This is a genomic window from Butyribacter sp. (genome assembly GCF_056818865.1).
Genome location: NZ_DBLYGC010000001.1, coordinates 129,434 through 155,715 on the forward strand (window position 1 = coordinate 129,434; position 26,282 = coordinate 155,715).

Here is a 26,282-nt window from a genome sequence, read left to right on the forward strand (position 1 = left end):
AAGGCAACAGTGCCATACATATTTTGCAACCATACTCTCAGAACGCAAGCGTTACTGAGCGTGCAAGATATATGTATGGCACTGTGTTAGTCTCATTTGAAACTATAAATACTGGGACATATAGAGGTCGTAATACGCCCCTTTATTTTCAAGAAGTTCATCATGACTTCCTGCTTCCAAAATACCACCTTTATCAATATACATGATTTTGTCAGCATTCTTAATAGTAGAGAGTCTGTGTGCAATAATAAACGATGTTCTTCCTTTAAGAAGATTGTTAAGACCTTCCTGAAGTACGATTTCCGTTTCAGTGTCAATACTTGATGTAGCCTCGTCAAGTATCAGGATTGCCGGATTTGCAAGAAGTGCCCTGGCAAATGAAATAAGCTGTCTCTGTCCGACCGAAAGTCTGCTTCCTCTCTCATTTACCTGAGTATTATATCCTTCTTCCATCTCCATGATAAAGTCATGTGCACATACTGTTTTTGCAGCCCTTATCACTTCTTCATCAGTTGCAGTCTTATTTCCGTATCTGATGTTATCCATAATAGTTCCCGAAAATATAAAGCTGTCCTGCATCATCACACCCATCTGTGTTCTAAGTGAATGTATTTTTACTTTTGATATGTCAATTCCATCTATAAGAACCTCTCCGCTGTCAACATTGTAAAAGCGGCTCAAAAGATTTACAATTGTCGTTTTGCCTGCTCCTGTAGGACCTACTATCGCTATTGTCTGTCCCTGCTTTACATCAAAACTTACATCTTTAAGAATAGGCACACCATCCTCATAGCTGAATCTTACATGTTTAAAAGACACATCTCCTTTTATCGGAGGCATATCAGTTGCATCCGGTGCATCCTTAACCTCTACAGGCTCATCTATGGTTTCAAATATTCTTTCAAGATAAGAAATTGCAGTAAGAAGGCTGTTATAAAAACTTGCAATAGTATTTATAGGTGCCCAAAATCTGCTTATATACGCCGTAAATAAAATAAGCACACCGACTGTCACACCTGACTGTTCGCCGTTTATAATACACGAAACACCAACTACATATATAAATGATGTTGTTATTGTTGATATAAGGTCAACCATCGGTCCCATCGCAAAGTTATAATATACCGCTTTAAGCCACGCATTTTTATATGACATACTTAAATCATTAAATATATCCATATTTTTTTCTTCTCTTACAAATGCCTGTGTAACTCTGATACCGTTAATACTCTCTGCTATGTAGGCATTTAAATTTGACTGTTTGTTACTCTGAACCTGCCATGCATGGCTCTGTCTCCTCTTTAAAAATACAACATATATTATAAGCACAGGCAGTCCGCAAAGACATATAAGTGTAAGTTTTGGACTCATTGCAAACATAAATATCAATATAAAAATAAGATTGCAAAGGTCTGTTATTGTATTTATGATACCATTTGAAAGAAGGTCACTAAGGTTATTTACATAATTTACCACCCTTACCTGAATCTTTCCATGCGGTCTTTCATCATAATAACTAAACGGAAGTTCCTGAAGATGTTTAAAAATATCTTCTCTTATCGTATGAATTATGTCCTGACCAACCTTAGTTGTTACATCTATCTTTACTCTCGTACTTATTACCGAATAGAGAACGATAACTCCGGCAAGTACAGTGAGCATCACAATGGATTTTATATCTTTGTCTGGTATATACTTATCCATTTCAATCTGCAGAAACTTCGGAAGAAACATTCCAAGTCCTGATGATGAAAGCATAAGCACGAGTACAAAAAACATTTTTCCCTTATAAGGTCTGATATAATCAACAAGTCTTTTAAGCTGCTTTATATCAAATTTCTGCTCTACTACTTCGTCAACATCATATTTATTTCTAGCCATCTATTTCACCCCCTGTTCTCTCAATTTAGCTGCCATAGGATACTGGTGGTAATAAACTGTTGCATAATATCCATTCTTTTTAACAAGTTCATCATGCGTTCCCTGCTCAATAATTCTTCCCTGGTCAAGCACAAGTATTTTATCCGCATCTTTAATAGAAGAAATCCTGTATGCAATTATAAATGTCGTGCATGCATGATTTATATTTTCAAGCTGTCTCTGAATATAACTCTCCGTTTCCATATCAACAGCTGACGTTGTATCATCAAGAATGAGGATTGCCGGGTCTTTAAGAAGTGCTCTTGCAAGCGAAATTCTCTGTTTCTGTCCACCTGAAAGTCCAACTCCACGCTCACCTACAATTGTGTCATATCCGTCAGGAAGATTTTTTATAAATAAATTGGCATCTGCCATTTTTGCAACTCTTTTTACATCCTCAAAACTGCAATCCGGTCTTCCATAAGCTATATTTCCCTCAATCGTATCCGAGAAAAGAAATACATCCTGCATTGCAATACCTATATTTTCTCTAAGTTCGTACATATCCATGTCTTTTACATTTACACCATCAACATAGACACTTCCCTCTGTCGCATCAAAGAAACGGCATAAAAGATTCATTACCGTAGACTTTCCTGCACCTGTAGTTCCTATTATTCCGACTGTCTCACCCTTCTTGACCTCAAAGTTAATATCATGAAGAATGTCCTCATCATCTGCCTGATATGAAACATGCTCAAATTTTACATTTCCATCAAGCTTCTTGCGGTGAACCGGATTAAAAGGTTTCTTAACATCCGGCTCGGCAATATATGTATTGTAAATTTTTTCAACAGAAGTCGTAAATCTCTGCATATCGTTGATAAGCCATCCCGCCATACGAAGCGGCATTGTAAGCATCCAAAGATAACCGTTTACGGCAACAAGGTCACCCATAGTCATCTGTCCATTAACAACCATAATACCGCCGACAAGCATAAGTACCAGTGTCAAAATATTTGAGAAAACTTCAAAAAGCGGTACATATTTCTTCCACACATTTGCCGCACCAAGCTCTGAATCCCTGTATCTGTCATTTTCAACGGCAAATTTCTCCATCTCATAATCTTCTTTTGCAAAAGCCTTTACAACCCTGTTTCCACTTACATTTTCCTGAACAAAAGTATTAAGACTTGAAAAAGCATTACGGCAGTTTCTAAAAGCCGGTTTTACGCTTTTTGCCTGAAAATATGTTGTAAGTGCCGTAAGTGGCAATACAAGTACCATACATAACGCCATTTTTAAATTTGTTGCAAAAATCATGATAAGTGCTATCACAAAATATAAAACATACTCGTATGTAACATATATTACATATGCCACAAAATGTCTGATAGCATCCATATCACCTGTCTGGCGGCTCATCAGGTCACCTGTTCTGTTCTTATTGTAAAATGCGAAATCCTCCTGAAGAAGTTTTCTGTAAACCGTATCACGCATACTGTAAAGAACATTCTGAGAACTTGTCTCAAAAAGTACCTGCGAGAAAAATCTGCATATTCCCCTTATTATAATAGTAACAATAAGTACAATAATGAGATTTCTAAGCATACCATACTGTTCATTCTGAATAACCCGGTCAACGATAAGCTTTGAAACATATGGACTGACTAAAGCACAAACTGCAACAATAGTAGTCAGCACTATTCCCCAAAACATACGCCAGCGGTATTTCTTCAAAAATGAATAAAACCATTTCATCGGTGTCATTTTTCTAATTCTCCTTTTCCTGTTCCTCTTTTTCATATGTTTTTTCAAACTTATAAGTTATCTGCAAAACTATTCACAATGTTATTTATTAAACATTAGACAATTCCTGTTCTGCATATCTTATGATGTTGGGATTAAAAAGTATTTTGCCCCTTGCATCATCTTATAACTTACGAAAGTTTTTACAGTATATCACAGCAGACATATATATAATATAATAAACCTATAAAAAAATTGTATAAATCTATCATATATTTAAAGTTTATAATACTATTTTGAGTCCAATAAACACTATTTTGCTTTATTTTCAGCTTACTATTCCCAAGAATAATATTATTGAAAAAATCGTTTATATATTATATAATATTTTCAAACAAAAACGGCATCACCTAACCTTTTCACACCTTTTTTTAAATGATATATTATTATCAATAAACAAGAACGGAGAACCAATATGGAAAAAAACATTAAAAATCTTTACGAATACTGCGACGGATTAAATTCACCTATAGAAGCCTTTGTGCATACCTCGACACCTGACAATTTTCCAATTCTCCCTCACTGGCACTACTTTTTTGAGATTATCCATATATTAAATGGCAATACAGAAGTTATCTGCAATGAAAACATCTATAATCTCTCCCCGGGTGACCTTATTATCTTCTGCCCAAAGCATATACATTCAATTTATGAAACTCCTGCCGAAGCTATTTCCATTGTTAAAAAAGGTCTTTCTCTTACGAAGAAATCCTGTTTAAGTCCGCTTTCATCCGATGAAATTCATCCCAAAATTGACAAAAAGCATGGTTCCATCCAACCAGTACCCGATAAAAACATGCTATCTGCAAACTGTGATATAAGCTATCAGGTACTAAAATTTGATTTAAATTTCCTGCACATATCAGGCAATTACAAATCACGCTTTTCAAATATGTTCAATATTGCTTACGAACAAAATCCCGAAAATATATTTTTTTCAAAAAAGGATTTAAAAAACTACCAGATTTACGAACTTTTTGAACAATGTATAGAAGAAATAAAAACAAGACAATATGGATACGATACACTTATCGGCTCAAATATAGCAAAACTTCTTACATATATGAGTCGTATATGGATTTCAAAAGGCGTTGCTGTTGATGAGAAGGTACTCTGTGCATCCGCCCCCGACAATCCCTTTGACAATATTACAGAATATATTGACAGGCATTATAACGAACAGCTTCAGGTAAAGGAACTCGCCAAAATGTGCAATATGAGTTACTCAAACTTTGCACGCTCATTCAGACAGCTTTACAACCAATCCTGCAAAGAATATATAGAATTTATACGTCTGAACCGTGTAGCAGACCTGCTTATATTTACTGACCTTGATTTAAATTATATAAGTCAGGAAACAGGTTTTTCAGACTGTAGCCATTTAATACGCTCATTTAAACAGTGGAAAGGGATGACACCGAAGGTTTGGAGGAGGGAATATGGAAAATCGTGAAAGAATTTCACAGTATTAAATTAATCTCTTTAAATTATATTTTCATATAACATTCTCTATCATACTTATTTATTTTTTAACTTGTCATCTAATTTGTTATGACAAATTGTTATTTGTCAATTATTCATGTATATTTTCTTATATGCTTTTATTTTTAACTCGTTATCTAATTTGTCATTTAACTTGTCATAACAAATTAAATCAACATTATGGCTCCACCATAATATATTTAGCATATTTTCCTCCACTGCTCATAACAATAATATTTTCTTTTCTCATTTTTTCAATAGTTCTTCTAGCCTGCTGATTACTAAATCCACATAATTCTTGGACTGTCATTCTGTTTATAAATCCATGTTTTTTTATATATTCAACAATCATGTCCTTTGCTTTAATATACTGCACCGTTTTATCTCTAGTATATTCAACATCTGATTTTACAGCCTCATATACTCTCGCAGTCAACATATACTCTTTTGCAATATTTTCAATCAAACCAAGCCGCATCAAATCAGAACAACATTTTCTTGCTTCATCATCTGATATCTGCGCCACTTTCTTTACCTCAGACAATGTAATCTTTCTATTTTCAGCAATATACCTTAAAATCATCAATTGAGCCAAAGAAAAAGTTATTTGCTTTGTATCCTGTTCTTTTATAATAAACTCAACAAAATTTGGTTCTTCCATCGCACTTCCTATTGTCAGCTGTACCGCATCATTAAACATTCTATAAATCGGATATGGCTTTCCCATAGTTACCATTTCCTTATAAATTATATCTACCCCTTGCCCAGTTCGCTGCACATATCTTAAATTTTGCAATGTCTCTGCAATTAATTTATTTCTCGGTGATGATGGATGAGTAATAATATTATCCGCTGTTATCCCATCTAAAAATCCCCCAGGATTCTCGATTATAACTTTATCTGAATAATGTTTAACATACACTGCCCCCTGTTGCTGATAATCTCTGTGAGAAAGTGCATTTAACAAAGCCTCCTGAAATACCTTAGTCGAAAAATCAGCCACTTCAAGTCTAAACAGTCCAATCTGAACCAACCTTATCTTATTTTCATTTTCTATTTTTTCCGTAAGCCTGTCTAATATAGTAATTATCGGTTGTTTCATATCTATTCGTGCATTATACTCTTCAAGATTATCTTTACCATAATGTAAATATATGACTTCCGCCTGTGGCAATAGTTTTTGAATTGATATATCCTTTCCAACAAACAACAATCCTGCTATTGTAAGTTTTATTTGACCATCTTTATTCGCTATTAACTTAAGATCTTTCAGAAAAGCCATATCATCCAAATCTGGTAAAGTTGATACCGGATCATGCAATTTTAATTTTTCTTTCAAAGCATATACCACTAAAAGATTTATATCATCAATGGAACTCTCTGCTATTATTTGTGAAGAGAAATCATTAGTATGTTCTATTGAATATATATGTGCCATTTCATCCGAATAAAAAGGCTTAGAATTTTTTCCCAGTCGCTTAAGACATCTTCCATCCGTTGTTGCATAAGTCTTTCCATCCGCTTCCACTGTAATCGCAATTACTGTTTTACCATCATATTCAATCTCTTCAATATCAGTAAACATTGGTGGTCTTGTCTTATCATATATTGATTCACAGATAGACTGTAAATCGTACTTTCCTGTACAGCCTGTTACTTCTCCATCATCTTCAACTCCAAAATATACTGTCCCACCCTTACAATTAGCAAATGCAATCAACTCATCAACAGCCAACGAAATTCTTTCTTTCATACTTGATGTTTTTATCCAAGATTTGAATTCTATATCTACTGCTTCTCCTACTTTTAAAGCATCCTGTAATGTTTTCAAAAAAATCACCTCTTTATATATTTTTATTTGCTATTATTATCCCCCGATAATCACCTACAAACATCAAGCAAATAACTCTTTTTATTATAATATTATAACCGCTTTTTACTTTAACAACAAGCTATATTCCGGTCAAGGATATTCGCAATCTGCTTCACTACTTGCTCATATAAAATTATGCCGTCGCAAAATCTATTTATATACCAGAAATGACGCACATCATAAACTATTTAAATTTTTTTATGGGTAATTTAAACTGAAAAAAGAATGACACCGAAGGTCTGGATGAGGGAATATGGAAAATCGTGAAACATTATGATATACTTGTCTAGTTAGTTGTCCCACCTATACTTGGCAACATGAAAAGGTGTTTAAATGAATAAATCATATCTTTTTGCCTATATAACATCATACATACGCAAAAAGGTTACGCAATATACAGAATACTAGAAATGAGGAACAAAAAATATCATGAACTACCTAAAAAATTTTTACGGTCACCTTTGCACAATTCTTCACCACAAAAATCTTGTAAGGCACTACTGCTTTAAAGCCGGTCTTTACAAACAGGGAATTATGCACGACTGGTCTAAATATAATCCTATAGAATTTTTTGCAGGTGTAAAATATTATCAAGGCGGCAAAAGAAGTCCGAACTTTGCCGAAAAAGAAGATAAAAAATACTCTTCCGCATGGCTTCACCACAAAGGACGTAACAAACATCATTTTGAATACTGGATAGATTTTGCGATAAATCCGAGAGATGGTCTTGTTGGTATGCCTATGCCTACAAGATATGTACTTGAGATGTTCTGCGATAGGATTTCAGCAAGTAAAAACTATAACCGTGACACCTATAATGATTCTTTTCCACTGGCATACTACAACAAAAACAAAGATTATTATGTACTGCATCCTGACACACGGGCATTACTTGAAAAACTTTTAACTATGCTTGCTGATAAGGGCGAAGAAACAACCTTTAAATATATCAGGGATAATATTGACTGGAAGAAATCGAATAAATATTGAAATTAACATAGAAAAAACTTCACCCCCAAAGCTAACAGCTTCCCATCAGCTTTGGGGGCAAATCCACGCTATCAATCATCATAATCATAAACTACTTTTACCGTATACACAACAGACTTTTTATCCCCTTTACTGTTTGTATAGCTGCATGTCACCTTTGTTGTTCCACACTTTTTTGCATAGAACTCCACTTCATGACCGGTTTTTTTCCTTTCAGCAAAATCCACAATACCTGAATTGCTGATTTTCCATTTTAATTCACTCTCTTTGATTGAATGCCCTTTTCTGACTTCTAAATCAAAATCATCATTTACCTCTTCATATTTAACGGATTTTCCGACTTTCTGCAGTGAATAATTTTTTTTTGCAGCAGTTACTGTCACTTTAATTGTGTCTCCATAACGCTTTTTGTTTTTCCCATATACATAACAACGTATGATTGCTGTACCTGGTTTTACTGCTATAAAGTCCATATCATCGCCTGTACGGTCGTAATCTTCAAATCTTACATAAGATTTTCCAGAAACAATCTCCCAATAGATATAATCATCCTCTGCACTGTACGGTGATGTCTGAACTTTCACTTCAAACTTTTTGCCCTGCACAACACTTCGTTTTGACTCGTTAATCGTAACCTTATCAGGTACACCATTATAATCAGCATGTACAAAAACATTTCCGGTTCCGCTAATAGCTGCTGCAACAAAACACACAACTGCAAACTGTTTTATTCTTCTTTTCATTTTATAAATCCTCCATTTATCTGTTAAAATTGTTTGTTTATAAATGCATCTAAATTTTGATTGCATGCTTATTGTATCATTCAATTATTAGAAAAACATTAGTAAAAAATATAATCTTTTGCTTACCGAACAAAATGCAGCCTTTTTATATTTCCAAAGAAGATGTTGCACCCGGCAATCGCACCGTAAAAGTACTTCCATGCCCAAACACACTTTCCACATCAACTGTTCCATTGTAGTAATGCGCAATCTCACAGACCATAGCAAGTCCCAACCCGGTTCCATCCCCTCCACGAGAACTATCCGTTTGATAAAATCGTTGAAAAATCTTATCCTGTTCTTTCTCTTCGATTCCAATTCCATCATCCTCAACTGACAGTACAAGAGTTGTCTGCTCCCGCCTAAGATGCACAAATATATGTCCATTTTCCCTACCGTAACGATAAGCATTACTAACCAGATTCGTAAGAAGCCTTGAAAAAAGTTCTGGGTTTACAGACAAAACAACTGTTTCTGTTGCATATTCTAACGTAATACCATGTTCATGTATAAGTTTCATATCTGAACAAATAGCATCTACAAGTTCCGACACATCAAGGCATATATCTGTATATTTTCCTGTGCGCATCTCCAGTCGTGCAAAATCCAGCATATGATTGATTAACTTTGTCATTTTCCTCGCTTGTCTGCGGATCACTAAAATAGCATTCTCATATTCTTCAACTGTTCTCTCCTCCTCAAGCGTATACTCGCACTGTGCGTTAATAACTGTCATTGGAGTCCGCAGCTCATGAGAAACATCTGAAGTAAACTGCCGTTCCTGTTCAAATGCCCGTTCCAAACGGTCAAACATCTCATCAAAAGTTGCAGCAAGATGATGAAGCTCATCATCACCATCGCCTATGTCAATACGGCGTTTTAAATCATTTCCTTCACTAATCTGTTTTGCCGTCCACGAAATCTTCTGCACCGGCTTTAATGCATGCTTTGCAATGAGATACCCTCCTGCCGATGCTAATATTGTCAAAAGAGGCAGCAAAATTACAGCTGCACGTATCAGCCCTGACATCTGACGCTCACCTTGTTCCTCAGACACCGCACCTCGAAGCCATAAATCATCCAAACCGTTTCCTTTAAGTTTACGATCAAAAACATAGTACCAGTTCCCGTTTGAACGTACCTTCTGAATCTTAGAATCCTTAAAATCCAACCCCTCTGTTATAGAAGATGTTGGATTGCTTCCATAAATAAGAACAAATTTTTTACTATACAAACTGGTATACACCTCGTTTACTTTGCTTAGAAAGTCATCATCAATATCCAAATATCCATTTCCATACTTTATGAGATAGTCATATCTGTGCGTCTTTAGAAGCTGGCTGATGTCCGAATGATATTCAATCTCATCCACATTGTTCTCAACATTCTGCACGAGGGAGTCCTGTATTGTTTTAATCAAAATCTGACGACTTACAGCAAAGACAGCCAAATATGCAAATATTACAACTATAATCATAGTTACAGTAAACCAAAGTGTAATCTTCAAACGGATAGATAAATTCTTCATATCCTACACTCCCTCTTTTAACACGAAACCTCTGCCACGCACTGTATGAATGAGTTTTTCGTCGTGACCATCATCTACCTTTTTCCGAAGATAGCTGATATAAACATCAACTACATTAGTTCCACCCTCATAATCAAAGTTCCATATATGATCCTCAATCATTTCACGCGATAACACACGCCCCTGATTGTACATCAGATATTCCAGTAATGCATATTCCTTTGCAGATAAATGAATCTCTACACCCCCTCGCGAAACAGTGTGTGCATTACAATCCATAGATAAATCCGAAACACAAATAACATTGCTCATAACTCCGTAAGAAGTTCTTGTCATAACTCTGAGACGTGCTGATAACTCTTCAAAAGAAAATGGTTTTACGAGATAATCATTCGCACCACGATCAAGACCTTTCACTCGATCCGAGACAGAATCTCTTGCTGTCAGAAAAATCACCGGAGTCATTTTATTCATACTCCGCAAAGCGTCCAGCACTGCAAAGCCATCAGCTTTCGGCATCATAATATCCAAAATAATCGCATCAAAATCCGTGTAAGAAATAATGTCGATTGCTTCTTCACCATCAAAACAGCAGTCCACGCTATAACCATCAGCTGTCAGTTTTTGAACGATAATGTAATTTAAGTCTTTTTCGTCTTCTGCAAGAAGAATCCGCATAGTTTATTCCTCCCTTCACAAATCCAACCTCTCATTATAACAGAAAAAAAAGAAAATAACTACTACAAAGTTTATACGAATACAATTGTTTAATCCAATTTTTTGTGCTAAACTATTCATTACATTTGTTGACTGAAAGTATCTCAACATATGCAAAACATTTTCACATACCAATCCATGCCACAGCATACAGTGCAACGGCATTTTTATTATCAACCGTATTTATTAAATATGAATACGGTTACACTATAATGGCAGAACGAGGATTTTTATGACTAGATTAAAAGATTTTCTTTTTAAGTACAAACATGCAATTATTATTTTATATATGCCAATTTATCTTTTTTGGTTTATGACCCTTGAAAAAAGAACCAATGTACATTTTACAGAAATACATTGCAAAATAGATGACTATATTCCGTTTTGTGAAATCTTCATAATTCCATATCTTTTATGGTTTTTATATGTCGCAGTCAGTCTGCTTTATCTCTTCTTTCAGACAAAGCATCTTGATGACTTTTACAGATGTTGTGCCGTGTTGCTGCTTGGAATGACAACTTCGCTTATTATTTACACTGTTTTTCCAAATGCGCAAACAATGCGTCCAAAAACATTTGACCACAGCAATATATTTACGACAATCATTGATATACTTTACCGTACCGATACAGATACTAATGTTTTTCCGAGCATTCACGTTTTTAACTCTGTTGCCATCCATTTTGGCATAAGCAGAAGCTACTATTTTAGAAATGTTGATAATACAAATATTGTTAAAAGCGACAAAATAAGAAAAGCGATAAAAATCATAAGACTTTCATCGCTCATACTCTGTATTCTTATATGCATATCAACACTGACACTTAAACAGCACTCGTTTTTAGACCTTGTCGGAGGCTGCGTATTGTTTGCCTTTTACTACACTATTATTTATATCAGACCTTTCAGGCAGTCTAAGCTTTCAACAGATTGCTAAGTGCGGCAAATTGTTCAAGACTTAACGCCTCACCTCTAACGGTTGCAGGAAGTCCAATTTTTTCTAATGCTGCGACAACCTGTTCTTTATTTACATTTAAATTTGAAGCATTATTTAATCCGTTCTGAAGAGTTTTTCTTCTCTGATTAAATGATGCTCTTATTATTTTAAACATAAAATTCTCGTCTTTCACGTCAACCGGTCTTTCCTCATGACATGTTAGCCTTATTACAGCAGAGCCAACATTTGGGCGTGGCATAAAACAATTTGCGGGAACATTTGCAACTATCTCCGCTTTTGAATAAAACTGTACGGCAAGCGACAATGCTCCGTAATCTTTTGTTCCCGGTCCCGACTGCATCCTGTCTGCGACCTCTTTCTGCACCATGACTGTTATACTCTCAAGCGGCACATGACTTTCAAACAATCCCATAATGATAGGTGTTGTTATATAATATGGAAGATTTGCGACAACCTTTATCGGTCTGCCGCCGTTATGCTCCTTTGCTACTTTTGCAATATCAAGTTTAAGTATGTCCTCATTTACAACGGTGACATTGTCATAAGCAGACAAAGTATCTGCAAGTATAGGTATGAGATTGTCATCTATCTCAACCGCCATAACTTCTCTTGCATTCTCACAAAGATACTGTGTCATCGTTCCTATTCCGGGACCAATCTCCAAGACAAAATCGTCTTTCGTAATTCCCGCTTCACTTATTATCCGCTCCAAAACATGTGTATCTATAAGAAAATTCTGACCGAATTTCTTCTGAAATCTAAAATTATATTTTTGTAAAATTTCTATCGTATTCTGTGGTATTCCAAGTGTTGCCATTTTCCCTCATTTCTGTGCCATTGCACCTTTTATGCTGCTTATTATTGTATAATCAAAATCTGTCGGATTACTTTGTCAAACTCCCAATACGATACATCTTCATCGCATTTTCGTAAGTTGCAGTGATTATCTCCTGTGCCGAAATTCCTTTAAGTTCGGAAATACAATCAACCACATGTGTAAGGTAAGATGAATCGTTCCTCTTTCCACGATGAGGTTCAGGAGTAAGATAAGGACAGTCCGTCTCTAGAACAATACGCTCAAGCGGGGTCATCTTAACAACCTCCTTGAGTTTTTTACTGTTTTTAAATGTAACCACTCCGCCAATTCCAAGATAATATCCCATATCAAGATAAATCTGCGCCATTTCAGGACTGTACGAAAAACAATGAATAACTCCGTTAAGCTCGTCCCCGTGGTGTGCTTTCATTATATCGAGTGTATCTGCTGCCGCATCCCTGCTGTGAATAATAATCGGCATATCAAGCTCATAGGCAAGGTCAAGCTGTCTTGCAAACCATTTCTTCTGTACATCTCTTTCCGGCTCATCATAATAGTAATCAAGACCTATCTCACCTATCGCAACAATCTTTTCATCGGCGGCAAGACTTTTAAGCCATTCCATGTGGCTTTCGTCAAGCCTCTCGACATCTTCCGGATGTATACCGACCGCACCGTACATAAAATCATGTTCTTTAACAATTTCAAATGTCTTTTTGGTAGACGCCACACTTGCGCCTACATTTACAACAGTTCCAATACCTTTATCTTTCAACGAAAGAAGTAATTCTTCCCTGTCCTCGTCAAACCTCTCATCATCATAATGTGCATGTGTATCAAAAATCATAATATTCTATATCTCCTAAAAAATATCCGCTATACCAATAGTATAGCGGATTTACTGTCAAAATACAATTTATGATGATTTGGCTAAAATATATTTTAAACCTTGCATCATTTTATAAATAAAATACTATCATATCAATCAAAAATACCGGTATAAGGCAGCTTAATGACCATAGCATATATCCGAAGAATGATGGCATCTTGATACCGTTTTCCTCGGCAATTGAGCGAACCATAAAGTTCGGTGCATTTCCTATATATGTGTTTGCTCCCATAAATACGGCACCTGACGAAATCGCCATAAGAAGAATTTTCGGAACAAATCCTCCCGTAACCTGTATTCCGTCCTTAAAGCCAAGCGAAAGTGCTGTCTTAAAGAATACAAGGTATGTCGGTGTATTATCAAGGAAACTTGACAAAAATCCTGTTATCCAGAAGAACTGCCAAGGCTTTGTAACTCCGAGTTCTCCACCCTTTACTTCAAGAATAAGAAGTGTAGGTATCATTGTTATAAATATACCGATAAAAAGTACTGCAACCTCCTCTATCGCATCCCATGTGAAATGGTTGTCTTCTCTTATGCCCTTATCAGTAGTCTTGTACGAAAGCAATGCTGCGACAAGTATTATGATAACTTCAAGAAGTGATGCATAACCAAACTCTACCTCACCGTATATATGAATATTATTCGCAAAGAAAGGACTTATCTGCGGAAGTACACCACTGAGTATAACGGCTCCGACTATCATCGCAAGGAAAATAATATTTTTTGCTCCCACAAGACGGATAGGTGTCTTATTTTCAAGAACTTCCGGTTTAAGACCGTCTGCAATATCTTTCTTATACGCATGTGTATCAACTATAAAGAAAAGTGCAAGAAGAAGTACTATATTTAATACCAATATCGGAATAAGATGTAAACTCCAGAAGAAATCAACACCATTCATAAATCCCATCAAAAGCGGTGGGTCACCAACAGGTGTCAGGCATCCCCCGATATTTGAAACAAGGAATATAAAAAATACTATTATCTGTACTTTTCTCTTACGCCATTTATTTGCTCTTATTATCGGTCTTATCATGAGCATACTTGCTCCTGTTGTTCCAATCCAACTTGACAAAATCGTACCGATAAGAAGCATTAAAATATTTACCCTAGGTGTTCCGACAAGGTCTCCCTCAAGTGCTATATTTCCTGCAACACAGAACAGACCAAACAGCAACACTATAAATGTAATATAATCTCCGAAAATAACTTCGAGAAATTCTTCAAAAGTTTTACTTCCGCCATAACCTATGGCAAATGGTATCAAAAACGCAAGTGACCAAAAGATTACTGCTACTGCTTTATATTTTTCCCATAACTCTCCGATGACCAACGGACATATCGCTATACATAGAAGCATTCCAACAAACGGAATACAGTACGCAAGCGACAGACTTTTTCCAAGCTCCTGCTCAGCTCCCTTTTCAGCTGCAAATGATACTGCCGGGTTTACGGCAACTGCAACAAGAAGCATCGACACAATCGCAAAAAAGCTATTCTTTACTGTTTTCATACTCTTACGCCTCCTGTGTAAAATAACACTGTTTCTACTTACTAAAATTTAAAATATAACACTATTCGCACACCGAGTTATTATAGTACAGAGGGCATAAAAAAGCAATAAAACTTTTAGACATTTTTTATTATTTTGTTACAGTTCAGCCATGAAAAAATATCCAATAATACAAGAAACTGTTCTTGGTATTATCGAGTGTTTTTTTATGGTGGAACAGCCTGTCATCTCCTACCTGTGAGTTTTCTCATAGGCAGGCAGGCTCATTCGGAAAAACCTCCTCATCAGACATCTTCCGTCAAACGGTATAATCGGATAAAGATAGCCCTCTCCCAGCAATGTATGCGTCATAAGAAGCGATATGGCAAAAATAACCGTTCCCGCTATAAATCCGCATATTCCAAAAATACTTGTTAATATAAGCAGAATTATACGATGAAATTTGACCGCATATGTCAATTCCATATTACTCTGTGTATAATTTGCGACTGCCACAAATGCCATATAAAGCATTATCTCCGGATTAAACCACCCCGAATCAACCGTATAATCACCAAATACAATACCCGCAACTATACTGAGCGGCGTTGTAAGCATGTTCGGCGTATTGACTGCCGCCATCTTTAATCCGTCAATGGCAAATTCAAGTATAAGTAATTGAAATATCGGTGCTACATTTATGTCGTCACGAATAAGTATAAATTCAAGACAAGAAGGCACCCAGTCCGGATTTTCAATCAGAAGCAGAAATAAAGGTGTTATAAAAACCGCAAGTATATTTGTAAGCATTCTTGTCAGTCGTAAATATGTCCCTGTAACCGGCGGAAAATAATAATCATTTGCATCTTCAACAATTCCAAATAATGATGTGGGTAAAATCATAACGGCAGGAGAATTATCGACAAGTATAACTATACTTCCCTCCAAAAGACTTGCCGCCGCCGTGTCCGGTCTCTCCGTATACTTATATTTTGGAAATGGATTTATCCACTTTCCCGGAAAAAGCATTTCAGCAAGGCTTTCCTGATTCATAGTAAGCGAATCGACATCCATCGAATTTATATTATCCATAACTTTTTTTATGTCTTTTTCGTTCACTCTGCCACACATATAGGCAACAGCTATGTCTGTTCTTGAACTTCTGCCTACCCTTGCAAATTTAAATACAAGATTTTTGTCTCTTATTCTTCTTCTGATAAGTGCCATATTTGGAATAAGTGCCTCAATAAATCCATCTCTCGAGCCCCTTAAAACCTTATCTTTTTCAGGTTCCTCCACTGATCTTCCGGGATATTCCCTAAGGTCAAGAGCAAGAATACCGTCATATCCCTCAATCATCATGCATGTAAGTCCGGCAAGAAAATTATCCGTAAAATCCCGTTCCGTTTTTATCTCCATAATATCGACAAACGGCGTACTTCTGCTTATGAAATCTGCGAGATTTTCCGGCATGTCCTCATCTTTTATTGAATAAAAAAACTGCATAAGTTTTTCTACGGTATCTCCGGGCAGAAAACCGTCTATTGAATAAATCGAAACTTTTCTGCCGCCAATCTCAGCTTCACGATGAAGCAAATCAAAATTCTCATCAAATTTAAATATTCTGCTTATTTCCTGCTGACGCATCTTGAAATCGCTTCCAAAAATGCCGGTTTTTTTTTGTCCTGTATTATCTGTACTGTTTTGCTGCATATGACTGCTCATCTTTCAGACTGCCTCCATTTTTTCCAAAATTTAATAATGCACAATGGTTATTGTTTGCAGAAAACAGTAAAATATACTATGATGTAGAATAATCCTTAACTCTACCTTTCAGACAGGAGACTCAAATGCCAATCACAACATACGACCAACAGCTTTTTGCCGATGCTTGCCAAAAAATCATCGCCAAAGAACGTGAAACTAACGGAATCGGCACTTTAAAAGAAAAAACAATGCATGCGGTTCTAAAAAACTTTTATGAACCTGACGTTTCACATCAGGAGATAAAAGTTGACCGTTTTGTCGCCGATATTCTGCGTGACAACGAGATTATAGAAATACAGACAAGAAGTTTCAACGCCATGCGAAAAAAACTGAGTGTCTTTTTGGAAAAATACCCCGTTACCATTGTCTATCCTATTCCACACAACAAGTGGCTTTACTGGATAGACGAAAATACAGGCGAGATTTCCAAAAAAAGAAAATCTCCTAAAACAGGAACTTTCTTCGACGCTTTTATTGAACTGTATAAGATAAGTATGTTTTTATCAAATCCAAACCTGCATATCTGTCTTGTTCTCGTTGACATGGAAGAATACAGACTTTTAAACGGATGGAATGAAACTCGAAAAAAAGGTTCATCACGATACGACCGCATTCCTGTCGCACTCCATGATGAACTCTATATTTCCGGCGGAAGTGATTACAGTCTGATACTGCCTGATAATCTGGCAGAAACTTTCACCTCGAAAGACCTCTCAAAATGTGCAAAAATTCCGCTCCGCCTTGCCCAGACCACCCTGACTGTCTTGAAACGAACCAGGGCAGTCGAGGAAGCAGGCAAAAACGGGCGGTGTATTTTATATAAAAAATGCAGATAATGGATATATAAACACACAACCATATCCGTATATTTTTAAACAGTCTTAAAAACCGGATTTTTCTTTATTCCGATAAGCAAAGGTATAACCATTATAACCCATGCTATAGGCTCCGCCCATATAATAGCCCAGTATCCTAATACCGGTGTTAAAAATGTTGCTACAAGCACTTTACATATAAGTTCAAACGAGCTTGATACAACTGGTGTAACGCTGTCACCAATTCCCTGCATTGCATTTCTAAGTATACATATAACAGCCGGGATAAAATAAAGCAGTGTATCAACTCTTAGATAAAGTGATGCCGTGTCTATAACCTGCTGCTGTTTTGTTGCCGTTATCATCTCCACCATATATGGAACAACCGTATACGATAACAGCACCATGAAAGCACACCATATCCAGGTAACTATCGTAACCTGCCATATTCCTTTCTTTATTCTGTCAGGTCTTTTCGCACCCATATTCTGACCACAGAAAGTTGCCATCGTTGTTCCAAATACAGTAAACGGAAGCATAAAGAACTCTGAAATCTTTCTTGCCGCTGTATGCGCAACAATATAATTTGCATTATTGAGCGAATTTATGGCTCCCTGAAGTGCCACAGAACCGATATTTATAAGCGAACTCATAAATCCCATTGAACATCCTATCGCAAACATTGACTTTACAAGACTCTTTTCAAGCTTTATATCCTTTATTCCAAAATGAAGCACCGGATATTTCTTAAGCATATACACAAAACAGCATGCAAATGACAAAATCTGAGATAATATCGTGGCAAACGCCGCACCTTCAACTCCCCACTTAAATCCACAGACAAACAAAATATCAAGACCTATATTAACAAATGTGGAAATTATCAGAAAAATAAGTGGCGTAATTGAGTCTCCTATCGCTCTGAAAAGTCCTGCACAGACATTGTATAACATTGCCCCGGTCATTCCCAAAAGGATTATTCTGAAATATCTGTATGCGCCATTTATAAGATTTTCAGGGGTATTTAAAAATTCAAGTATATTTCTTAAAAATGCCACGCTAAGCACAGTAAATACAAGCGACACTGCTATTCCAAGCACAAAAGTTGCCGATACTGCTTTTTTTATTCCATTCTCATCCTTTGCACCGTAACTCCTTGCAACGATTATCGCAAATCCGTTTGTCATTCCCAGCAAAAATCCGATTATCATATTATTTAACGAACTTGTGGCTCCAACAGAGGCAAGTGCATTTTCTCCCAGAAACTGCCCTACTATTCTCGTATCAGCAAGACTGTAAAATAACTGAAATATATTTCCTATAGCAATAGGTATGGCAAATCCCATTATAAGCGGCAGTGTTTTTCCTTCTGTTAAATCTTTCATTGTTAAACCTCATTTCCATAAACTTCAAAAGTGGCAAACCGGAAATCATTTTAACACACTTTTTACAAAAGTAACACAAAAACTCTTTAAAAATTAAGCTAAATTTATTCAAACACAAGCCAATTTATGGTACAATTGAATACAATGATATATTTTTAAAAGTATTAAACAAAATACCGATAAATTAATTAATACATTATCTATGTATTTGAATGGAGGTTAATTTGTATGGATAAAATATACCTGGCATTTTTATTTCTAATGATAATACCCATACTGATATGTATAAAATATGCCAACAAAATCAAAAATAAAGTTGCATCTTCAATTCAGAATTGTCTTGTTTTTGCAATTATAACCATACTCGGAAATGGCTTGTTTGCACTTTCCACGAACGAAACATTTGCATATCTGATGGAAGCTCTTTATCTGTTTTCATTTGACATGGTACTTATATACATACTTCAATACTCTCAGCAGTATACACTTGTATTCAACGAAGTCATGCCATTTAGAACAGGCTGTTTTATACTCGCATATCTGGATGGTATTTCATTATTTTTAAATACATTTCTCCACAATGCATTTACCTTAAAAACAGTCAGATATATGGATTTTACATTGTATCATGTAGCTGACAAAAAACTTTTTTACTACCTTCACTATGCTTTTGCATACTGTATTGTATTTTGTATTATTGCATCATTTACAATAAAAATTCTACAAATACCATATTTTTACCGTAAAAAGTATCTTCCGGTACTTACAATAATGTGCATAATAATACTTTTAAACTCTGTATGCAATATATCAGAGTTTCCTATAGATGTATCACTTCCGTTTTTTGTATTTGCTGCAATAATAATATGCTATTTTACACTTTATCGTTCCCCAAATGAACTTATAGACAAAACGCTGTCTATTGTTGTAGCAGAAATGAACAATGCTATTATATGTTTTGATATAAACAATGAGTGCGTCTACGCAAATGACCGTGCACGGAAGATGTTTGACAGTCAGTCAATCCCTCTTTCATCCATTTCTGACTATGCACTGAAGTGGATAGAAAAGAATAACATCAACAATCTTAATTCCATTGAATGTAGTGACAAATACATCATTGATAATAAAACACACTACTTTGACATAGAATACAGAAAATTATTTGATAAGAAAGAAGAATATATCGGTTTTTTCTTAAATCTTATTGACAATACCGAAAAACATCTTGCATTTGAAAAAGAAAGGTATCTCGCAACGCATGATACACTTACCGGTCTGTACAATAAAAACTATTTTTCAGTAAAAGCCTCTGAAATCCTCAAGGCAAATCCGGATACAGAATGGCTGCTCCTCAGTTCAAATATTAAAGATTTTAAACTGATAAATGATTTATTCGGTCTTGAAAAAGGAAATGAAGTTTTAAAAATGGAAGCTGACCTACTCAAAGAGCAGTGCGGCGAGGGTATCATTTACGGCAGAACAGGCGGAGATAAATTCGCCGCATGTATCCCAAAATCCAAATTTAATGAACAGTCTTTTATTAACGCTATACACACAATGGGACGCACATTCAACAACGACCTTTATCATCTTCATATCTATATCGGTGTTTATGAAATCACTGATATAAACGAGGATATCTCGATAATGTGTGATAAGGCAAATCTGGCAATCAAAACACTTTATGACAATTACGCTAAATCTATTGCATATTACAATGATACAATTTTCAATGATACTATCATTGAAAAACAGCTTGTCGGTGATTTTGAAAAGGCTTTGGATGAAAAACAGTTTTGTATGTACCTTCAGCCTCAGATGACATCAGACGGACAAATACTTGGTGCTGAGGCACTTGTAAGATGGCAGCATCCAAAACGTGGTCTTATCTTTCCGGGCGATTTCATAGAAGTATTTGAACGCACAGGTCTTATCTACCGTCTTGACAAATATGTTTGGGAACTCGCTGTAAAAAAGCTTGCACAATGGCAGAAAGATGGACGCAACAGCCTGTATATATCCATAAATATCTCCACTAAAGATTTTTATTACATGGATGTATATGAAACCATCACATCTCTCGTTGAAAAATATCATATCATACCTTCAACACTTAAACTTGAAATCACTGAAACTGCACTTATGACAGGTGCTTCCGGTGAGCTTGATATTATTCAGCAGTTCAGACAATATGGTTTTCAGGTTGAAATTGATGATTTTGGAAGCGGATATTCCTCACTTAACACGCTTAAAGATATGGATGTTGACGTCATTAAAATCGACATGGGATTTTTAAGAACAACAAAACCTGACCGTTTAAAAAAGAGTATGTCTATTTTAAATACAATAATTGCACTCACAAAAACTCTTGGTCTTACTGTTATAACAGAAGGTGTTGAAACAAAAGAACAGGTTGCAGAACTTACACAGATGGGATGCAAAGTATATCAGGGATATTATTTTTCAAAGCCTATACCAATCAAACAGTTTGAAGATACATATTTATAGAAAATAAACAGCCGAGATTAATATAAACTTTTTTATATTAATCTCGGCGTTACACATTATAATAAAAATAAATCAAAAATTATTCATAATCTTTTACATTTGAACTGTCAACTTTCTCAAATGGTACCCACACGTATTTCTTATCATCTGTAGCACCTTTAAGTGTTGATATTCCATCACCTTTTACCATAGCCGCCGCAGCCTTAACAGCCATCTCACCCTGTCCTGTTGCTGACTGGTAAACAGTAAATGCCATAGTACCTGCTTCTATGGCAGCACATCCTTCTGCTGTTGCATCTATACCATATATTTTTATATCACTTAAATCCTCTTCTTTGCATGCCTCTATAATCCCTGTTGCCATAGTATCATTATTGCACACAACTGCATCGCATTTCTGATTTGTCTTTAAAAACTGCTTAAACATATCCTTTGCTTTTTCCTTATCCCAGTCCGCATTATCCTCAAATACAAAGTTCACGGTCTTTCCTGAAGCATTTAATTCATCTTTTAAAGCCTGTGTTCTTGGCTCTGTAGCGGCATGTGATGCTGCTCCTTTAAATATCGCAACATTTATTTCATCGGATGACTGAAAATCCTTCAATACCGCTTCTGCCTGATATTTACCGGCATCTTCCTCGTTTGAACCTACATATATGTATTTATCTGCCTCAAGTCTGTCACTGTCAGGGCATGTATTAAAGAATACTATCGGAATATCTCCCGCTATCGCTTCTATTTCAAAAGCAGTATCTATATCAACCAGACCACATATTATTACATCGTACTTTTCTGATACAGCCTTCTTGATATCACTTACCTGATTTTCAATAGAATTTTCTTCATCTACAATATCAACTGTAGCCCCCGCCTTTTCAGCCGTTTCTTTTGCTTTATTTGCAACCGCACTTCTGAAATCATCCGCTTGTGATAATGAAAATAATATTTTCATCCCGCTTGCACTTATATCTGACGAACTGTTGGTTTTGCCTCCACACCCACTCATACAACCTATAGCTAATGCTAAACATATAAACAAACTTACTAACCTCTTCATAAGTATTCCTCCCCTCCTAAACCTGAAACTGATTAACCTGATTTTCAAGCTGTTGTGCAGACAATGCAAGATTGTCTGCCTCCTCCTCAACAGCATCACTGTTATTTGAAATCTTCTCTGCCTGTTTCAGCATCGACTCTGATGTCGCAAGAATCTCATCAGAACTTGCTGCCTGTTCTTCTGAAATAGCTGCTACATTTGTAGCAACAGCATCAACCTCATTTATCTTCTCAAGCATCTCTCCTATCAATGAACCTGTATCCTGTATATTGTTAAATATTGTATCAAATGTATCAACAGCTGTATGTATAAGTTCGGCACTTCCTGATATATCCTCCGCACTGCTTCCTGCCTGTTTCACGGCATCTGCAACAAGATTATTTATCTCTGTTATAAGCACTGTAATATTCGACACAGATTCTGTACTGCTGTTTGCAAGTTTTCCAATCTCAGATGCAACAACTGCAAATCCCTTTCCACTTTCACCTGCACGTGCAGCCTCAATAGATGCATTTAACGCCAAAAGATTTGTCTGGTCTGCTATTTCTCCAATCAGATTTATAATCTGAACAATCTCTCCGGATGCACTTCCAACTTTATTCACAGCTTCCTTTAGATTATGTATTGACTGCTCTATACTTTCAAGTGCCTGACCTGCATTTTTCATGTCCTCCCTGCCTTTTTCAGACACCCGCACAGTCTCGTCCATCTTTTCGCCTACCTGACTTCCATCATTCTTCGTATCAGATGCAACACCTGCAAGCTTTGTAGCACTCTCGGCTATTTCATTGACAGAAAGCGAAAGCTGGTCTACAGTTGAATTTAATTCACCCATAGACTGAGACTGTATAGATGCAGCTGAATTCATTTCACCCGAAACATCTTTGCTTTTATCTGCCTGTTTTTTAAGTTTTCCCGAAACATCTCCCATTTCCTGTATCATTTGTTTCATTGTGGAAATAAATTTCTTAACACTCTCTCCCATAACTGCGATTTCATCATGACCCTTAACTTCCATATTAACCGTGAAATCACCCGATGTCATCTTCGTTATTACACTTGTCATAGTCTTTACAGGCTTAATAACAACATATGTAACACGTTCAATAAGAACACACAACAAAAGAATGCACACAATACTTATAACAATCATTGTTGTACGAAGATTTACAAGGTCAGACATTATAACACTCTTTGGCACATATGATACCAACAGCCAGTCTGTTCCATCTACCTCTTTGAAAACAGTCATCTCTCCATCAATTGTGGTTGAATCATATTTTTTCGCAGTTATATTTTTTGCAAGCTTCTTGTAATATTCACTCTGATTTCCGTCACCAATTTTTTGTGAGATAAGATTATTGTCCCTGTTGGCAATTATAACACCTGTATTTTTGTCAATAAGTACCGACTCCGCCTTATTCATTTCAATAAAGGCATTTACTATGATTGTTATACGGTCAAGTGTCATGTCTGCTGAAATAACACGCACATTATCACTGCCATCATTCAACATCGCCGAGGCACTTATGACATTTATCCCCTCTGAGTTTTTATAAGCAGAGCCTACTTTCATGTTGATTCTTGTAAGCCCCTCCTTATACCATACACTCTGCGTAACATCAGACTCTGTTTTTTTTGATTCCGATGCTTTCATAAACTTTCCTGAAGAATCTGCAATGTATATTCCATCAGGATAATTATCATTAAATCCATAATATCCATCTAACATATTTTGTAATTCACTGTCATTTGGATTGATTTTTTCGATAGTCCTCTTGGCAGATTGAAATGAGGCTATATTTTGTTCAAGCCACGCTTCAATCTCATTCGCCTGATTGACTACGGAAGACTCCAAAAGACTTTCTGAATAATTTTCAATAATACCTGATGACATTTCATAAGCTACGAGTACAAGAACCACAACTATAGCTATAACTACAGGAATTATGATCCCCAAAAGCTTTGTTTTAATCGATATATTTCTTCGTCTCTTCATACAAAAAACCTCCTCCTTTAACTTAAATTTCATTATACCATCTTTTCATTATTTATTAAACCAAAAATCGCCACAGCAGCCACGACAAAATCGTGGTATACCATGACAATAATTTTAATGTTTCCAGTGTAGTATATCATTGATAATTGCACCGGTAATATTTAACTTTAATTATAAAGCTTTCCTGATAGCTGCCATAAGCTCATCATATGTATCAAATGCTTCAAGGTCAGGATTTTCTGCCTTGATGCTGTCAGGACTTTTGAAAAGAAATCCTGCCTTGCTGGCACGAATCATCCCAAGGTCATTGTGGCTGTCACCACTTGCAATCGTATCATAACCGATAGACTGAAGTGCTTTAACTGTTGTCAGCTTAGACTGTTCACAACGCATCTTAAATCCTGTGATTTCTCCATCATCTGCAACTTCAAGTGAATTACAGAAAATTGTAGGCCATCCAAGCTTCTTCATAAGCGGACTTGCAAACTGTGTAAATGTATCACTGATAATAATAACCTGTGTAATCGAACGAAGTTCATCTAAAAACTCCTTTGCTCCCGGCATAGGGTCTATCTTTGCAATAGTGCTCTGAATTTCTTTAAGTCCAAGACCATGTTCTTTTAAAATACCTATTCTATAATTCATAAGCTTGTCATAATCCGGCTCGTCTCTCGTTGTTCTTTTGAGTTCTGGAATTCCTGTCTCCTCTGCAAATGCAATCCAAATTTCCGGAACAAGTACACCCTCTAAGTCCAAACATACAATATTCATTTTCAACCATCCTCTTTTCCTAATATATAGACTTTTTTTCGTATTGTCATACATTTGAAGAATATCATATAATAAAGTTTATGTAAATACAAAAAACAAAAACCCCTCTTGATATACAATCAAAAGGGGATAAAAACTGGACCGGCGGGATTCGAACCCGCGGGATGCAGGAGTCAAAGTCCTGTGCCTTACCGCTTGGCGACGGCCCATCATCATATACAGATAAAACTCTGAATATCTTTCCTATATTTTTTCATTTAATAAAAAATCCTTGTCACAAACAAGGATACAAAAGGTGGATAGAGGGATTCGAACCCTCGGCCTCCAGAGCCACAATCTGGCGCGCTAACCAACTGCGCTATACCCACCATATAAAATTAAAACGTGCCAGGAGGGATTCGAACCCCCGACCCACGGCTTAGAAGGCCGTTGCTCTATCCAACTGAGCTACTGACACATATAAAGCGGGTGATGGGAATCGAACCCACGTATCCAGCTTGGAAGGCTGGTGTTCTACCATTGAACTACACCCGCACATTCGGAAACAAATGTGTTCCGCTTTATTTTTATTTAATGCGTCACCAGTCGGGGTGACAGGATTCGAACCTGCGACCCCCTGATCCCAAATCAGGTACTCTAGCCAAACTGAGCCACACCCCGAGTTTCTTTTCGCTTCGCTTACTCGCTAACCGCTTTCCCGTGACGCAAGATATATATTACATTATGTTGCACTGTTTGTCAACAACTTTTTTTATTTTTTTTAATTTTTTTTTTTGC

Annotated in this window: 19 protein-coding genes and 5 tRNA genes; 5 read left to right on the top strand and 19 right to left on the bottom strand. The window is 36.2% G+C overall.

The annotated features are described in order from the left end of the window. Positions 1 to 102: 102 nt before the first annotated feature. Both ACZLXV_RS00520 and ACZLXV_RS00525 read right to left on the bottom strand, forming a co-directional pair. Positions 103 to 1,881, bottom strand: a complete 1,779-nt coding sequence (locus tag ACZLXV_RS00520) for an ABC transporter ATP-binding protein (RefSeq protein WP_482382168.1) — start codon at positions 1,879 to 1,881, stop codon at positions 103 to 105. After that, on the bottom strand, positions 1,882 to 3,630 hold the full coding sequence (locus tag ACZLXV_RS00525) for an ABC transporter ATP-binding protein (protein WP_482382169.1): 1,749 nt from the start codon (positions 3,628 to 3,630) through the stop codon (positions 1,882 to 1,884). 454 nt (positions 3,631 to 4,084) lie between these two features. Here ACZLXV_RS00525 and ACZLXV_RS00530 point away from each other — a divergent pair, with 454 nt between their 5' ends. After that, a complete protein-coding gene (locus tag ACZLXV_RS00530; RefSeq protein WP_482382170.1) occupies positions 4,085 to 5,122 on the top strand; it encodes a helix-turn-helix domain-containing protein in 1,038 nt (345 codons plus the stop codon). Between the two features lie 207 nt (positions 5,123 to 5,329). Here ACZLXV_RS00530 and ACZLXV_RS00535 read toward each other — a convergent pair whose 3' ends face one another. Then, positions 5,330 to 6,991: an RNA-binding domain-containing protein gene (locus ACZLXV_RS00535; protein WP_482382171.1), complete on the bottom strand. Its 1,662-nt coding sequence runs from the start codon at positions 6,989 to 6,991 to the stop codon at positions 5,330 to 5,332. 462 nt (positions 6,992 to 7,453) lie between these two features. On the opposite strand from ACZLXV_RS00535, the gene ACZLXV_RS00540 reads away from it, so the two are divergent. Continuing rightward, positions 7,454 to 8,014, top strand: coding sequence for a DUF5662 family protein (locus tag ACZLXV_RS00540; RefSeq protein ID WP_482382172.1), 561 nt, complete (start codon positions 7,454 to 7,456; stop codon positions 8,012 to 8,014). Positions 8,015 to 8,085: 71 nt separating this feature from the next. Here ACZLXV_RS00540 and ACZLXV_RS00545 read toward each other — a convergent pair whose 3' ends face one another. From ACZLXV_RS00545 to ACZLXV_RS00555, 3 genes are all read right to left on the bottom strand, one after another. Continuing rightward, positions 8,086 to 8,757, bottom strand: coding sequence for a hypothetical protein (locus ACZLXV_RS00545; RefSeq protein WP_482382173.1), 672 nt, complete (start codon positions 8,755 to 8,757; stop codon positions 8,086 to 8,088). A gap of 145 nt (positions 8,758 to 8,902) precedes the next feature. After that, a complete protein-coding gene (locus tag ACZLXV_RS00550; RefSeq protein ID WP_412900790.1) occupies positions 8,903 to 10,324 on the bottom strand; it encodes a sensor histidine kinase in 1,422 nt (473 codons plus the stop codon). Positions 10,325 to 10,327: 3 nt separating this feature from the next. After that, positions 10,328 to 11,002 (bottom strand): response regulator transcription factor, encoded by a 675-nt coding sequence (locus ACZLXV_RS00555; protein ID WP_482382174.1) that lies wholly within the window; start codon positions 11,000 to 11,002, stop codon positions 10,328 to 10,330. A gap of 271 nt (positions 11,003 to 11,273) precedes the next feature. Here ACZLXV_RS00555 and ACZLXV_RS00560 point away from each other — a divergent pair, with 271 nt between their 5' ends. Beyond that, positions 11,274 to 11,978 carry a phosphatase PAP2 family protein gene (locus ACZLXV_RS00560; protein ID WP_367336287.1) on the top strand — a complete coding sequence of 235 codons (705 nt, stop codon included), beginning with the start codon at positions 11,274 to 11,276 and terminating at the stop codon, positions 11,976 to 11,978. On the opposite strand, the gene rsmA is transcribed toward ACZLXV_RS00560, so the two are convergent. From rsmA to ACZLXV_RS00580, 4 genes are all read right to left on the bottom strand, one after another. Continuing rightward, positions 11,956 to 12,816: a 16S rRNA (adenine(1518)-N(6)/adenine(1519)-N(6))-dimethyltransferase RsmA gene (gene rsmA / locus ACZLXV_RS00565; protein ID WP_482382175.1), complete on the bottom strand. Its 861-nt coding sequence runs from the start codon at positions 12,814 to 12,816 to the stop codon at positions 11,956 to 11,958. The two genes, ACZLXV_RS00560 and rsmA, sit on opposite strands and share 23 nt — an antisense overlap. A 67-nt stretch (positions 12,817 to 12,883) precedes the next feature. Beyond that, positions 12,884 to 13,663 carry a TatD family hydrolase gene (locus tag ACZLXV_RS00570; protein ID WP_482382176.1) on the bottom strand — a complete coding sequence of 260 codons (780 nt, stop codon included), beginning with the start codon at positions 13,661 to 13,663 and terminating at the stop codon, positions 12,884 to 12,886. A 112-nt stretch (positions 13,664 to 13,775) separates the two neighbouring features. Further along, positions 13,776 to 15,221 carry a sodium:proton antiporter gene (locus ACZLXV_RS00575; protein WP_482382177.1) on the bottom strand — a complete coding sequence of 482 codons (1,446 nt, stop codon included), beginning with the start codon at positions 15,219 to 15,221 and terminating at the stop codon, positions 13,776 to 13,778. 231 nt (positions 15,222 to 15,452) lie between these two features. Then, on the bottom strand, positions 15,453 to 16,925 hold the full coding sequence (locus ACZLXV_RS00580; protein ID WP_022225326.1) for a spore germination protein: 1,473 nt from the start codon (positions 16,923 to 16,925) through the stop codon (positions 15,453 to 15,455). A 125-nt stretch (positions 16,926 to 17,050) separates the two neighbouring features. Here ACZLXV_RS00580 and ACZLXV_RS00585 point away from each other — a divergent pair, with 125 nt between their 5' ends. Continuing rightward, positions 17,051 to 17,803: a DUF8091 domain-containing protein gene (locus tag ACZLXV_RS00585; protein ID WP_482382178.1), complete on the top strand. Its 753-nt coding sequence runs from the start codon at positions 17,051 to 17,053 to the stop codon at positions 17,801 to 17,803. 35 nt (positions 17,804 to 17,838) lie between these two features. Here the strand turns inward: ACZLXV_RS00585 and ACZLXV_RS00590 are convergent, their stop codons facing one another. Beyond that, entirely contained in the window at positions 17,839 to 19,167 is a 1,329-nt protein-coding gene (locus tag ACZLXV_RS00590) for an MATE family efflux transporter (RefSeq protein ID WP_482382179.1), read from the bottom strand. Positions 19,168 to 19,395: 228 nt separating this feature from the next. Between ACZLXV_RS00590 and ACZLXV_RS00595 the strand changes: the two genes are divergently transcribed. Next, the gene (locus ACZLXV_RS00595; RefSeq protein WP_482382180.1) at positions 19,396 to 21,678 is read left to right on the top strand and encodes an EAL domain-containing protein; all 2,283 of its coding nucleotides are present in this window, start codon (positions 19,396 to 19,398) and stop codon (positions 21,676 to 21,678) included. 79 nt (positions 21,679 to 21,757) lie between these two features. Here ACZLXV_RS00595 and ACZLXV_RS00600 read toward each other — a convergent pair whose 3' ends face one another. The 8 genes from ACZLXV_RS00600 to ACZLXV_RS00635 form a co-directional block, all read right to left on the bottom strand. Continuing rightward, positions 21,758 to 22,735: a sugar ABC transporter substrate-binding protein gene (locus ACZLXV_RS00600; protein WP_022225322.1), complete on the bottom strand. Its 978-nt coding sequence runs from the start codon at positions 22,733 to 22,735 to the stop codon at positions 21,758 to 21,760. A gap of 16 nt (positions 22,736 to 22,751) precedes the next feature. Further along, positions 22,752 to 24,734, bottom strand: coding sequence for a methyl-accepting chemotaxis protein (locus ACZLXV_RS00605; protein ID WP_482382181.1), 1,983 nt, complete (start codon positions 24,732 to 24,734; stop codon positions 22,752 to 22,754). 171 nt (positions 24,735 to 24,905) lie between these two features. Further along, positions 24,906 to 25,505, bottom strand: coding sequence for a bifunctional phosphoserine phosphatase/homoserine phosphotransferase ThrH (gene thrH, locus ACZLXV_RS00610; RefSeq protein ID WP_022225320.1), 600 nt, complete (start codon positions 25,503 to 25,505; stop codon positions 24,906 to 24,908). 136 nt (positions 25,506 to 25,641) lie between these two features. Next, positions 25,642 to 25,714: transfer RNA gene (locus ACZLXV_RS00615), tRNA-Gln, on the bottom strand. 85 nt (positions 25,715 to 25,799) lie between these two features. Then, positions 25,800 to 25,873: transfer RNA gene (locus ACZLXV_RS00620), tRNA-His, on the bottom strand. A 15-nt stretch (positions 25,874 to 25,888) separates the two neighbouring features. Further along, a tRNA-Arg gene (locus ACZLXV_RS00625) sits at positions 25,889 to 25,962 on the bottom strand. A 6-nt stretch (positions 25,963 to 25,968) separates the two neighbouring features. Next, positions 25,969 to 26,039: transfer RNA gene (locus tag ACZLXV_RS00630), tRNA-Gly, on the bottom strand. Positions 26,040 to 26,090: 51 nt separating this feature from the next. Further along, a tRNA-Pro gene (locus tag ACZLXV_RS00635) sits at positions 26,091 to 26,165 on the bottom strand. Positions 26,166 to 26,282: the final 117 nt, after the last annotated feature.

What these genes read in the sequence shown, in the direction of transcription:
- rsmA (WP_482382175.1), bottom strand. Translation starts at nt 12,816, where the DNA reads ATGGCAACACTTGGAATACCACAGAATACGATAGAAATTTTACAAAAA.
- ACZLXV_RS00605 (WP_482382181.1), bottom strand. Translation starts at nt 24,734, where the DNA reads ATGAAGAGACGAAGAAATATATCGATTAAAACAAAGCTTTTGGGGATC.
- ACZLXV_RS00595 (WP_482382180.1), top strand. Translation starts at nt 19,396, where the DNA reads ATGGATAAAATATACCTGGCATTTTTATTTCTAATGATAATACCCATA.
- ACZLXV_RS00540 (WP_482382172.1), top strand. Translation starts at nt 7,454, where the DNA reads ATGAACTACCTAAAAAATTTTTACGGTCACCTTTGCACAATTCTTCAC.
- ACZLXV_RS00545 (WP_482382173.1), bottom strand. Translation starts at nt 8,757, where the DNA reads ATGAAAAGAAGAATAAAACAGTTTGCAGTTGTGTGTTTTGTTGCAGCA.
- ACZLXV_RS00600 (WP_022225322.1), bottom strand. Translation starts at nt 22,735, where the DNA reads ATGAAGAGGTTAGTAAGTTTGTTTATATGTTTAGCATTAGCTATAGGT.
- ACZLXV_RS00530 (WP_482382170.1), top strand. Translation starts at nt 4,085, where the DNA reads ATGGAAAAAAACATTAAAAATCTTTACGAATACTGCGACGGATTAAAT.
- ACZLXV_RS00560 (WP_367336287.1), top strand. Translation starts at nt 11,274, where the DNA reads ATGACTAGATTAAAAGATTTTCTTTTTAAGTACAAACATGCAATTATT.
- thrH (WP_022225320.1), bottom strand. Translation starts at nt 25,505, where the DNA reads ATGAATATTGTATGTTTGGACTTAGAGGGTGTACTTGTTCCGGAAATT.
- ACZLXV_RS00575 (WP_482382177.1), bottom strand. Translation starts at nt 15,221, where the DNA reads ATGAAAACAGTAAAGAATAGCTTTTTTGCGATTGTGTCGATGCTTCTT.
- ACZLXV_RS00520 (WP_482382168.1), bottom strand. Translation starts at nt 1,881, where the DNA reads ATGGCTAGAAATAAATATGATGTTGACGAAGTAGTAGAGCAGAAATTT.
- ACZLXV_RS00585 (WP_482382178.1), top strand. Translation starts at nt 17,051, where the DNA reads ATGCCAATCACAACATACGACCAACAGCTTTTTGCCGATGCTTGCCAA.
- ACZLXV_RS00550 (WP_412900790.1), bottom strand. Translation starts at nt 10,324, where the DNA reads ATGAAGAATTTATCTATCCGTTTGAAGATTACACTTTGGTTTACTGTA.
- ACZLXV_RS00555 (WP_482382174.1), bottom strand. Translation starts at nt 11,002, where the DNA reads ATGCGGATTCTTCTTGCAGAAGACGAAAAAGACTTAAATTACATTATC.
- ACZLXV_RS00580 (WP_022225326.1), bottom strand. Translation starts at nt 16,925, where the DNA reads ATGAGCAGTCATATGCAGCAAAACAGTACAGATAATACAGGACAAAAA.
- ACZLXV_RS00570 (WP_482382176.1), bottom strand. Translation starts at nt 13,663, where the DNA reads ATGATTTTTGATACACATGCACATTATGATGATGAGAGGTTTGACGAG.
- ACZLXV_RS00525 (WP_482382169.1), bottom strand. Translation starts at nt 3,630, where the DNA reads ATGACACCGATGAAATGGTTTTATTCATTTTTGAAGAAATACCGCTGG.
- ACZLXV_RS00590 (WP_482382179.1), bottom strand. Translation starts at nt 19,167, where the DNA reads ATGAAAGATTTAACAGAAGGAAAAACACTGCCGCTTATAATGGGATTT.